This window comes from Paracoccus sp. R86501 (genome assembly GCF_042466435.1).
Classification (GTDB): Bacteria; Pseudomonadota; Alphaproteobacteria; order Rhodobacterales; family Rhodobacteraceae; genus Paracoccus.
Window position 1 is genome coordinate 904944 of sequence record NZ_JAXHPZ010000001.1, and the last position, 12115, is coordinate 917058.

The 12115-nt window shown below is 55.0% G+C and carries 9 protein-coding genes; 6 read left to right on the top strand and 3 right to left on the bottom strand.

Annotation, left to right across the window (positions count from 1 at the left end; translation table 11 throughout):
* Nucleotides 1-4: 4 nt before the first annotated feature.
* The 4 genes from SJY40_RS04485 to SJY40_RS04500 all read left to right on the top strand — a co-directional run bounded on the left by SJY40_RS04485 (nucleotide 5) and on the right by SJY40_RS04500 (nucleotide 3307).
* On the top strand, nucleotides 5-328 hold the full coding sequence (locus SJY40_RS04485; RefSeq protein ID WP_378943237.1) for a 2Fe-2S iron-sulfur cluster-binding protein: 324 nt from the start codon (nucleotides 5-7) through the stop codon (nucleotides 326-328).
* Entirely contained in the window at nucleotides 325-1506 is a 1182-nt protein-coding gene (locus SJY40_RS04490) for an NAD(P)/FAD-dependent oxidoreductase (protein WP_378943239.1), read from the top strand. The genes SJY40_RS04485 and SJY40_RS04490 overlap by 4 nt, the downstream gene beginning before the upstream one ends.
* A gap of 23 nt (nucleotides 1507-1529) precedes the next feature.
* Nucleotides 1530-2018, top strand: a complete 489-nt coding sequence (locus SJY40_RS04495) for a MarR family winged helix-turn-helix transcriptional regulator (protein WP_378943242.1) — start codon at nucleotides 1530-1532, stop codon at nucleotides 2016-2018.
* A gap of 129 nt (nucleotides 2019-2147) precedes the next feature.
* A protein-coding gene (locus SJY40_RS04500) for an IS3 family transposase (RefSeq protein WP_378943244.1) occupies nucleotides 2148-3307 on the top strand; the annotation gives its coding sequence in 2 pieces (ribosomal slippage) (nucleotides 2148-2397 and nucleotides 2397-3307; 1161 coding nt in all).
* Here the strand turns inward: SJY40_RS04500 and SJY40_RS04505 are convergent.
* The 3 genes from SJY40_RS04505 to SJY40_RS04515 form a co-directional block, all read right to left on the bottom strand.
* Nucleotides 3302-4336, bottom strand: coding sequence for a DUF6538 domain-containing protein (locus SJY40_RS04505; RefSeq protein ID WP_378943247.1), 1035 nt, complete (start codon nucleotides 4334-4336; stop codon nucleotides 3302-3304). The two genes, SJY40_RS04500 and SJY40_RS04505, sit on opposite strands and share 6 nt — an antisense overlap.
* Nucleotides 4337-4827: 491 nt before the next feature.
* Nucleotides 4828-6744, bottom strand: coding sequence for a PIN-like domain-containing protein (locus SJY40_RS04510; RefSeq protein ID WP_378943249.1), 1917 nt, complete (start codon nucleotides 6742-6744; stop codon nucleotides 4828-4830).
* 408 nt (nucleotides 6745-7152) lie between these two features.
* Entirely contained in the window at nucleotides 7153-8646 is a 1494-nt protein-coding gene (locus tag SJY40_RS04515; protein WP_378943252.1) for a hypothetical protein, read from the bottom strand.
* 1033 nt (nucleotides 8647-9679) lie between these two features.
* On the opposite strand from SJY40_RS04515, the gene SJY40_RS04520 reads away from it, so the two are divergent.
* Nucleotides 9680-10840: a hypothetical protein gene (locus SJY40_RS04520; RefSeq protein ID WP_378943254.1), complete on the top strand. Its 1161-nt coding sequence runs from the start codon at nucleotides 9680-9682 to the stop codon at nucleotides 10838-10840.
* An 8-nt stretch (nucleotides 10841-10848) separates the two neighbouring features.
* A complete protein-coding gene (locus SJY40_RS04525) occupies nucleotides 10849-11694 on the top strand; it encodes a restriction endonuclease (protein ID WP_378943257.1) in 846 nt (281 codons plus the stop codon).
* Nucleotides 11695-12115: the final 421 nt, after the last annotated feature.

The following is a 12115-nucleotide window of genomic DNA, read 5'->3' on the forward strand; positions in this document are numbered from 1 at the left end:
CACCGTGATCAACATCACCTTCATCCAGCCCGACGGCCGCGAAACCACCGTCGAGGCCAAGCCCGGCGACAGCGCCATGCAGGTCGCGCTGAACAACAACATCGACGGCATCATCGCGGAATGCGGTGGCTCGATGGCCTGCGCGACCTGCCACGTCTATGTCGCCGACGACTGGCTTGACCGCACCGGCGACCGCATGGACGGCGAGGAAGACATGCTGGATTGCGCCATGGCCGAGATGAAGGACAGCTCGCGCCTGTCGTGCCAGATCAAGCTGACCGAGGCGCATGACGGCCTGCGCCTGCACATCCCCGAGGAGCAGGGATGAGCATGCAACGCATCGTCATCGTCGGGGCGGGGCAGGGCGGTCTGCAGGCCGCCGTCAGCCTGCGGCAGGAAGGGCACAACGGCCCCATCACCCTGATCGGCAGCGAAACCCATCTGCCCTATCAGCGCCCGCCGCTGTCCAAGGCCTATCTGAAGACCGGAGAGGCCGAGAGCCTGCGCCTGCGCCCGCAAAGCTATTTCGACGACCAGGACATCACCCTGATGCTGGGCACATCCGTGACGCGGATCGATACCGCCGCCCGTCAGGTGGTTCATGCGGCGGGCAGCGTGCCCTACGACCATCTGATCCTGGCGACGGGCACCCGCAACCTGCGGCCGGGTTTCCCCGGCGTCGAAAGGGCGCTGGACCTGCGCACGCTGGATGATGCGCTGGCCTTGCGACAGGCGATGGCGAATGCAAAAAGCGTGGCGATCATCGGTGGCGGCTTCATCGGGTTGGAATTTGCCGCCGTCGCACGCGGCTTCGGCCTGACCGTCATCGTGGCCGAGGCAGGCCCTCGCCTGATGGGGCGCGTCGTCTCGCCCGCGATGTCGGACCGATTTCTGGCCATGCACCGCGAGATGGGCACGCGGGTCATGCTGGGTGCGCCGGTTACAGAGGTGACGGACGATGGCATTCTGGCGGGCGGCGAAGCCGTCCCTGCCGATCTGGTCGTGCTGGCCGCGGGCGTCCGTCCGAACAGCGAGCTGGCCCAGCAAGCGGGACTTGAAACGGATAACGGGGTGCGCACCGATGCGCAGCTGTTGACCTCGGACCCGGCGATCTCGGCGCTTGGCGATTGCGCGGCTTTTCCCGACCCCGCCACGGGGCGGCTGGTGCGGCTTGAAAGCGTGCAGGCCGCGACTGACCACGCAAGGCTGATCGCGCGCAGGCTGACCAAGGGGATGACCGGCCCCTATGCGGCGGTGCCGTGGTTCTGGTCGGATCAGGGCAGCAGCAAGCTGCAGATCGCCGGTTTCGCCGCCACTGATGATCTGTCCGTGACCCGCGCTGATGGGGCCGTCCTGCGCTTTGCGGGCGACCACCTCTCGGCCATCGAAACGGTGAACGACCCCCGAACTCACATGCAGGCACGCAAGCTGTTCGCCAAGGGCGCGCGTCCCACCCGTGACATCCTGAGGGCCCACGACTATGAGATCGCATCGATCCTGAGGTGAGCCCTGTGAGACAGCCCGATAAGATGGACGAGCCACCGGAACGCATCGCCGCACCGACGCGCGATCGTGATGGCACGCGCATTCTGGACATTGACCACTATGCACCCTTTCTGCTGAACGCCGTCAGCAATGCCTGGAGCCGTAACACCTCGGCCATCTATCGCCGCGACTTCGGGCTAAGCCTTGTCGATTGGCGCATCATCGCCATGCTGAACATCGAACCCGGCATCACGGCCAGCCGCATCTGCGACGTGATCCGCCTTGATAAGGCAGCCGTCAGCCGGTCGCTGAAACATCTGTCGGAAAAGGAATTGCTGCGAACCCAGCAGCCTTCGAACGACCCGCGCAAACGGCTTTGGTGGCTGTCAGAGGCCGGCTTGAAAACCCATGACACCTTGCTTGCCGTAGCCTTGTCCTGCGAAGAGGGTCTGTTGTCTGGCGTAGCGGCCGGTGATTTAGACATATTCCTCAAGGTAATGCGGCAGATGCTGCACAATATCGATCCGAAATGAATGGTGGTTTCGGTGGCCTTATACGCTTGCTGGGCGATCCTCCCGCATGGTTGGAGGGATGCTGACCTGCCCCCCGCGAAATCCCTCACCGTAATGTAGAGTCTGCGCCAACTCTTAGGGAGCAGACACATGAGAAAGAGCCGTTTCACCGAGGCGCGGATCATCGGGATGATCAAGGAACAGGAAGCCGGCATGCCGACGGCAGAGGTGTGCCGTAGGCATGGCCTCAGCCCTGCAACGTTCTACAAGTTCAAGTCCCAGTATGGCGGGATGGAGGTGTCCGAGGCGGCCAGATTGAAATCGCTCGAAGACGAGAACGCCAAACTCAAGCGCCTGCTGGCCGATACCATGCTGGACAACGTCGTCCTAAAAGACCTGCTGGGAAAGAGCTGACGACATTGATCAAGCGGCGAGACGCGGCGCTTCGGGTGATACGGGATCATGATATCTCGCAGCGCCGAGCCTGCAGGCTGGTCGGTGTCGATCCAAAGACAGTCCGGCGAGAACGCCCGCCGGACAGTGTCGAGATCCGCAAGGAGATGCAGGAGATCGCCGGAAAGCGACGTCGGTTCGGTTATCGCCGGATCGGCGTGCTTCTAGAACGCAAGGGCATGATCATGAACCACAAGAAGCTCTACAGGATCTACCGCGAGGAAGGGCTGTCCGTGCAAAAACGACGCGGTCGCAAGCGAGCGCGTGGCACAAGAATCCCGATGCCATCGGCTGCGGGCGTCAACGCGCGCTGGTCGTTGGACTTTGTCTCCGACAGCTTCGGTGCCTCGCGGAAGTTCCGGATCCTCGCCGTGATCGACGACTGCACGCGTGAATGCCTGTGCCTTGTCGCGGACACCAGCCTGTCCGGCGCACGGGTCGTCCGGGAACTCAGTGCCCTGATCCGGCTCTACGGCAAGCCAGGCTGCATTGTCAGCGATAATGGAACCGAGTTCACCAGTCGGGCGATCCTGAAATGGGCCGACGAGAACGAGGTGTCGTGGCATTACATCGATCCGGGTAAGCCACAGCAGAACGCCTTCGTTGAAAGCTTCAACGGTAGCCTCAGGGATGAACTGCTGAACGAGGAAATCTTCGACAGCCTGGATGACGCGCGGCGCAAGCTGGCCCTGTGGCGCTACGACTATAACACGGTCAGGCCGCACTCGTCCTTGGGTAACCAGACGCCGCAGCAAGCGCGCCGTGCGCTTGAGCATTTTGAGGGCTCCGCGCCCGGCGCACTTGCGCCAGGAAGAGCAACCGAATACCCAGATCCAACCTGCAAACTCTCGTTATGAATGAGGGACCAGCAGGGGGCAGGTCATCTCCTGCAAGGTCATCTCCCGTTCCTTTGGGGTCTTGCGATAGGTCGGGGGCAGTGCATGCATGATGTTGCTGAATGTCATCAGGTGCTCTTGCCGTAGCATGCGGATGTCAGCCACCTCGGTCGCCTCGCGCAAGAGTTCGGCAGTCTTGCGGATCTGGTAAGCGGTCTTGTCGGTTACTCGGCCACGCTTTTCCTTGCGGCCTGCCAGGCGGTCGGCCACGGCTTCCAGTGCCGGGTCGGAGGCGGGTTTAGGTTCCGGGGCAGGGGCAGGGGCAGGGTGCTGAACGGCCTGTGGCGCTGCCTGAGGCCCGTCAGGTTGCTTCCCCTCCCGAATCCGGCTGGCCATCTGCATGGCGTCCTCGAAGCCACTCTCGAGGCTGTCCTTCGAGGACAGCAGCGCCGCTGCGCGTCCGTTCAGATAGATGCGCTTGGCGTCAAAGAATTCATGCCCGCTGATGCGCTCCTTGCCCGCGATCTCGGCCACGCGGCGGCTGATCTTATTCTCCATCGCTTCGGTGGCAACTGCCCGTCCGAGGTGGTGCTGGTAGTGATTGATCCAGTCGAGGTCGGCGTCGGAATAACCCCGCGCTGTCAGCTCGCGACGTTCGTCCTCGTCCAGATCCACCTCAGCGCCCTTACGTGCCACCAGACGCAAAGCTTCGCCCGCGAGCCTGTCATGGTAAACGCTTTCCAGGGGGTTTCCGGTTTTCGGCAGATGGAAGGCCGCGCGGGTGCGCCGTGCCGTGTCTTCCAACTCGTCGCGGATCACCGTCTCAAGCCACTGCCGCGCCACATCGGGCGTCAGGCCATCCATTCCCATGCGGTCGAATACCTTCTCACTTTCCGCTGTCACGATGACGGCCAGCCTGCGCGCTGTCCACGGGCAAGCAGTCCTGAGCGACACCTGAAGGTTCGATGCGTCTGAATCGGCACGTTTGGGAATGCGGCGACGCCATGTGTAGATCGCGCCCCGGCGGAAGGTGAAATTGGCGATGCCCATGGCGGGTCCCTTTGGCTGGGGACATAAATGCCATGATGGACAGTGATGATGGACAATGGTCCAGATCGGCTGTCCGTCTTCGATAAGACGATCTACTTCAACGACTTAGAAGATATTGGCTGGGGCGGTAGGATTCCACCGGATCAGCCGCAAGTCATTGAGCTAACTAGAATTTCGTCATGTCGATGAAATCTGTATCGCGATTTGTGCTGCACCATCATCGTTCCGATAATGGCTGGTCGCAAGGCCATTGTTCAGTTGATCCATTCGTGAGCAGCTGAAAGCTTGAGCCCCAAGCTTCACCTAAATGTAAGTAGGTCACGCGTCGCGTTCGGCCGAGAGCTCCCGTCGTGAATCACATTGTGAGAATATGGACCGAGCTAAAAGCGGACGAAAGGACAGGCATGCAACCTTCATCCCAGCTAGCTCGTCTGTCTCTGATGCAGTGGGTAAATTGCTGGGATTTAAAGTTAGTCAGCCCCTCTTTCAACCTAGGCTGGAAACGCAAAGTCTTTACTTGGTTCCCAAGTGATGAACTTTAAATGAGAAAGGTCTTTTGCTCCCTCCCAAGAAGAATCGAAGCGTATGAGTGAAGGAGGAAGAGCAAAGTGCGAGGAGATTTCGTTTCGAAGAAGACGTTCGGATGCGGCATTGGGAAGCGCATCAAAAGAAAAATCTTCACTGATGCGCTCTACAATATTAATTCCACGAACATTGATCTGTAATACAAAATCTTCATTCTCTTCAATTTGAAAAATTTCTAAATCATTTAAATCACCCGGTAACTTTAAATAACTTCCTTGGTAAGGTTTTATATAATTCCTAAACCAAACAACAGCGCTTTTTAGCTCAGGAATTTGCGAGCATTCGAAGAGTGGCGTCAGATAGTCACCCTTCACTTCATGTCTAATATCTCCATTTGAATCAAAATAAGCTTCGAAAATCAAGCCAGAAAATAAAACTTCTTTTGTTGGGCTTGGAATTCGGCTTAGAAAAGCTTCAAGGTTTTCCATCAGATGCACCGCAGCATTAGAGTTTCCACATGCTGCTTGATATACATTTCGAGCAATGACAAATATCTGCTCGTACGACGCATCATGATCGAGGAGTATTGCCTCGACTCTACCAATGGCGGGATTCTGCCTGTACCAATTATGAGATTTTAATTCGCGAATTACTGTATCAGCTTCGTTCTCACTTTTCAGAAACTTATATTCGGCATCAGCAAGCGCCGATGTAGGCATGTCCTTCAAGGCTGCGAGAACTTCATCTGCTTCTGATTCCGCAGTGGGCTCTTGGGCTGGATTGTCGATGTCTGAATCGTGCGCGATCGCTGGCCCATCAGCCTGCGCTGATCCCTCACCAAGCACATCAACTTGGTCGCTGCTGTCGTTCGCCACTGAAAGGCCATCGCTGCTCTCACCGCTGTTATCGATTTCAGCGTCTGCGGCTTCTTGCTCTATCTGTACGGCACGTGCGAGTTGTTGGACATCCTTAGCAACGCCTCGATTGCTAATTAATTGGATTAGTTGAGGAATAGTTATAATGTACAGTTCGTCTAGTCCCGCTACCGTCCTCGCTTCGGAATACAGAGTTGGGTGAGGGCATGTTACGACCTTTGGCTTTGAATTATTGGGCTGAATGTTTCCATTGTAATCAATAAATCTATTTGGTGAAAATACCCAGTCTTCCTTTCCGTCATGTGTAATAACGATGACCTTTTTAATGTCCGTACTGGCCTCCGCGTGGTGTAGCACTTCTTTCCAGAGAGCGAGATCTCCAAACCGGTTTGCGCCATCTCCTCCCTCGTTTCCATTGTCCCCTTTCTTCCGAGAATCTTTATATCCAGGAGGGATGCGACTCTCTCCTCTGGCTGCGAATTCAGATGCAAGATCAGCAAAATCAGGCAACGGTGACTGAAGCGCTGCTTTTTCGAAGAAGGGCAGAATATGATCCTCAACCTTAGAGACATCCACATCTCTAAGAACTTTAAGAGCGCGTATAAGATTATTCTTCGCTTCCTCAAGAAAATCGATGTAACCAGCGCGGCCCACGAAAGCCTTTGCGGTTGCTAGATCGTCGTCTACAAAAAGAGATGCTGCCTCGGTTAGAAAGCGTAGCTCACTTTCGATTGCACTTACTTTTGGTCGAGCAGGAAAAAGCTTATCCGTGGAGCGGCGGTGCTTGTGAAGCTCATGTAAAGACCACGCTGGAACATGAACTTTGCCATTTAAAACTCCTGCAGTCGCCCAATCCATGAACTCGGCTCTTGCACCGTATGCCAAGCGATACATCCAAATTAAAGATGAAGTGTCTAAATAGATTGCTGTGTGCTTGGGTTCTAACAATGCGTTTGAAAGTGCATCGTCCTGAGCTTTACGGTCAAAAGGATCGCGAGGAATAATCAATTTAATTTCCTATAATTTAGGATGTAAATTATTGGCCTGCCGGTTAGCTTCTAAATATCTATAAGCCAGAACCGCTTAGCACTTCAAGCTTTCTGACTGTGGGAGGTATTTTACTTGGCTCTTGCGCATTAACCGCCGCCGATCTTGAGGAAGGCCGATTGGACACTGTAGCGTCGCGCGCTGCTCGGGTGGCGCGCTATACCGCGATCTGCGCCTACTCGCCGCGATTAGCTTGCGCGGCCAATAGTCAGTTCCCGCCCTTTGCGGCGGGACGGCCGCCAGTAGCGTTGCGCCGAGGCTGAATGGCCGTTTTCACGTCTTGGCTACACCGGTTGGACGCGCCTCGCGAAGGCCGCTCCCCGCCCTTCGCGTCTATTACAAGCGAGCGTGGTGCCGATGCCTTCCTTCCTACATCGACGGCCCGTCCCGATAGTCCTGCTCCACTTCCGGCCCATCGCGGGTTTCGATGGCGTTCCAGGACCTGATGATGAAGCGGACGAAGCGCCTGAGCAGCGAATGCCCGGTCGTCTGGGGCGCATCTTTTGAGAATGCATCCCGCAGATAGCTCCCCAGCCCGCGTCCGTTGATCTTGTTGTCTGTCACGGTCACCGACCCGTCTTCCAGACCGGTCATGATGGCGTTCAGACCCCCGAAGGCATTCTGCAGATCCTGCTCCTTCGCCTTTAGGGCCTCCTCACGGGCAGTGACCCTTGCCTCGTGTAGCTTTGCCTTGCGGATGAAGGCTTCCTTCTGATCGCTCAGTGATTTCCTCTCCGCAGCCAGCTTCGCCTCGTCCGCCACAAATTTCCGTTCCTTCGCCTCCAGGGCGGCCCGCATTTCCGCATTGGCAGCTTCGGCAGCGGCATTCTGCCGCGCGAACTTGAGGTTGGTTTCATGGATGCTTTTCTGGCTCTGGATCAGCTTTGCATTTCGCTTCGCCGTCTCCTTTTCGGCGGCATGCTCCTTGGTGGTCTTGCGGGCCTTGCGCGGCCCATCACGCAGCAGACCGCATGGCGCACCGACATGCGTGTGATAGTCGTCCTGAAACGCACGCAGCGCCACGGTATAGGCCTTGTTCTCAGCAGGGCGATCCGCTGTGCAGCGATACTCCTGAAGATGGGCCTTGTTACGCTGGCGCCAATCCGCCAGCAGCGCGTCATTATGCTTCTCACACGCCGCACATTCAGCGTCCCAGGCTGCGATCTTCTCCCGATAAGCGATATCGTTCTTGGCTTGCGTCTTGCGGTTCTTGCTGGGCTTGAACTTCTTGGGCTTCTTCGGCCTTGTCTCCAATTTGGGGCGGGGCAGGCTCGGCATGGGCGTCGTCGCCTCCGGACCTTTACGAACCAGATCCGCTGCCAGCTTGCCGACATGAAGCTGGTTCGCATCGATCTTCGGATCTTTGACGTTCAGCGCCAGGATATGCACATGCACATGCTCCTCATCGGTATGAAGCACCACCACGTATTCGATGCCCGCTGGCATGCGCTGCTTGAAGTGCTTCAGGACACGATCGATCCAGGTTTTGACCTCTCGTTCGGTTTCGGGCGATTTGCCGCCCCAGATATCCTCGACCCTGGCCGGGTGTGAGTGGACCTCGGTGTAGAGCGTATTTGCGTTCGATCTCAAACGCTGAGGATGCAGCTTGTTGTCACCCTTGCCAGAAGGCTGCATCGCCTTGGTGTTAGCTGTCAGGGATCTCCAAAGCGCGCGCAACTCCTCTACCGATCTGGTCCCGGCGATCCGCTGCGCCGGTCGCGGCGAGGGAACATGCGCCGAATATCGCGCCTCCCGTGCCGCTTCCGCGAACACCTGCTCTGCCGAATTGAAATGGTCGCTTCCGCGCTTGGCCTGTCTTGGTTTTGCGCTGTAGCACTCGATATGGACGAACTGATAGGACATTGTTCCCTCCTAGTGTTCCCCCACAAGTCGAGTTGGTCATTGCTCTCCTGTTCGGCAAGAACTAAGCTTCAACTTCATCCCACGAACTCAGCGCCCCAAAAGCTAGCTACAGTGACAGACTGTAGGTAGCTCTTCGAGCTACCGTCTGCCCCTTGCGCCGGGGAGGCGCTCCATCGCCCTGTCGGGCAATTGCGCGGATGCCTGTCGGCATCCTTGCGGCCCGCGGCTGACGCCCCGGTCCCGATTCAAAAGGAGCGTTGAACGGCCTGCGACGGGCACCCAACCAGAATTGGATATATTGCTGCTGACCCAGCTAAATCATGGCCGGGACCTGTCCCGGCCTTGCCACCAGGCACCCTGACAACGCATGGACTGCGGCGGGTGGCACCGGCCGCGGTTGGCGTAAGCGCGACCAGTCGTGCTAACCTAGAGCGACTGCGGGCGAGCGTCTTTTCGGGCGGAGAGCGGCGTGACGGCGGCGCTGCGAACAGAGGCTTCAGGATGCAGACGTGCTCACCCTTCGCAGCCGCAGCACCGTAGGCGCTTGGTCTGTCGCGAAGGGCGGAAAGCAGTCTGTCTGCGGTGCAGCGAATGAGCCGTCCCAGAACGCAGAAGCGGCCGTTCGACCTCAGCGCAGCGTCAAGGCCATCTGTCCCGGCGCAAGAGCGTCGAGTGGCCTCGCGCCAGTGCTGCGTAGCAAGCGTAGCACCCTTGCCATACGCGCTGTTCGAACGGATCTGTGCGAGATCATGGTCGTATCGGGCCTCGGACCGGAGAATTTTCCGAAGATAGCAAGATAGTGCAGCTGCGGTGACATCGGCGTAGTTCCCACTGTTTGCATAGAGGACAGAAAGCGGTGCTGAAAGCACCGCACAAAATTTGAACGGAGCCTGACGGGACAAAGCTCGCGAGTGCTGACAACAGACGCGTTCCGACGATCACTTAAAGTATGGTTGCTTGAGCGTGGCAGAATTTCGATGCACTGTGAGTGATGTGAAAGCTCTGAATCGCACCTAGCAAATGGAAACACATTATGGCGAAACCTCTCGGCGCGGATCTAACAGACATCGCCATACCGTTGTCTAAGCTATTTCTAGATCCAAACAACCCTAGGTTTGTGGGAAGTGATTGGATATTTATTCCAGACCATGACGCGATTAAGAGCGGCCCGCAGGAGGAAGCCGCTGAAAGACTGATAGCTAGTCATGATATAGACAAACTGAAATCAATAATGGAGCACAACGGGTATTTGCCCATCGACAGGGTCGTTGTGCGCAGGATCGACGACGATCATTTTATCGTTCTAGAAGGTAATAGGCGTATTTGCTCTGCAAAACAGATAAACGGGTATCTTGATACTGGCGAGAAGATACCTGATGAAATCATGAAAACTTTTGATCAAATACCTTGCCTCTTATATGAGGGAGTTGAATCTGATAAAAATGCCGCCTGGGTGTTTCAAGGGATAAGGCATATTTCCGGAATATCGGAGTGGTCTGCCTTCAATAAGGCAAAGTTGATAGTAGAACAGATGGAGGCTCAAGGGTTGAGCTTCACGGAAGTTGGAAAGAGCTTCGGTCTTTCTGCATTTGGTGCGGCTCAATGGGTTCGCGGCTATTACTCCTTCCTTCAAGCTAAAGAAGAGACTGAGTTCGGAAAGTATATAGATGAAAGAATATACCCATTTTTCCAAGAAGTATTCGGACGTAGTAGTATTGCGGTCAAGGAGTGGATGAAGTGGGATGATACAAAAAAGTTATTCCTTGATGCGGCTAACTTGAATGAGTTTGTTTCATGGTTCTATCCGAAGAAAAATGACGACGAATCTGACATTGATAGAGAGCCAACTAAATCCGACATGGAAGAGGCTTGGAGCAGGCGTCGGATATCGAAGCGTGACGACCTTCGTAACATCTCTTATATGATCCATAAATCCCCTAAGAACTGGATGGAGTTTAGGAGTGGCGCTGACGTTGAGAAGGCGTACAATCGAGCGATTTTAGATGAATTAGAGGAAGATCGTGAAAGCGATAAAAATGCGGTAGACAAATTCTTCTCCGTTCTCACTGAAGCTAAAAAGCAACTAGACAACACACCTTTCTCGGTTATTGGAAATGAGGACAATAAAGAGAAACTGCGAGAAATATTAGATGAGATTATAAAGACTAAAGAGAAACTTTCGGCCTTTTTGTAGTTGCGCCCATGATGAAGAGACCGGAGATCATTAGATCTGTGTTTTCCCTACCACCTGCTGAGGGAGAGTTCTCAATCGACGCCGTGTGTTTAAAGGCTATAGAAAAGTCACTTGGCAAATATACAATGGAACATGAAGAAAAGGTGTCAAAATACAAGAGAGCTTTGTATGCCGAACTGAAGGCCGCCGACTATGCCCATCATGCGAGTGGCGGAATTATGAGCTTCAACTATGTCAACGAACAATTCTACAAACTAAGATGGAACACATTATCTAAAGGCGACAAGAGAATCGGAAAAAAGATTAGAGACAGATCTGCTGCGGTGAGTTGGATTGAAAGTCTAGATGACAGTCGGAATTATGAGTACTTGGGGGGGCTGCTCATGAAGAAACTGGGAGCTTCAAAATTATTCATCACACCGCCAGGTAATGAGTTTGGGATTGACTTTCTTGCTATCGTGCCGGCTTTTTCGAGATCAAATATCTTTGTTTCGAAAAATAAAGGTATCAGAATAGTCGGGCAGTCAAAATTATACAGGAGTGCGGTAAGCAGGGACAAGATTCAATCATTCAATGACGTAATGAGTTCTATCAGGAACAATAAGGCGGAGCTAATAGGGATCCTGCCGGCATGGTTTCGAAGCAGCAGCGCGCCGATTGTCGGCTTTTTTGTTGCGCACTCTGGCTACCAGAGTGGCGCCAAGATTAGCGCAGAGCAAAATGGATACACATTGATAGACTCCCTCGGGGCGGCAGAGATTATTTCCTGCTGCGGAAAGATGGACCACGTCAAGAATGCAACAGAAGTAGATCGTTACCTATGGAGGGAAATTGCAGAATTGAAATCACAATGATTACCGTGAAAACAGAGCTTGAATAGGGTGCTTTAAGCGTGCACTCACCCGATCGGCAACCTGCGGGACAAAAAGAACTTTGAGGGCCAAGAGCTGCCTATGGTTAAGATGAATTTGATTTCTAAGTGACCAACTTGAGTATTCGTCTAAAAATACTTTTCGACATCAGAACCACGGGCTGCCATCCGCCCGAATTCTATCCCGTTAAATTAATATATGGACAATAGGACTGATTCTGTTGTTGCAATTGCAAACGACTTCATCGCTCGCCATCGCAAACTCTTCGCAGCCCGAGCTGCTGCGCCCTGTGTCCAATGGTCGAATTGGAGGATGCCGCAGCGCAGCATGGGCATGGCGCGACTGTCGGCTATGGGCTGTTCGGGCAGGTCAGAGCCTACCCTTTACCCGTGCCCGTCACTAG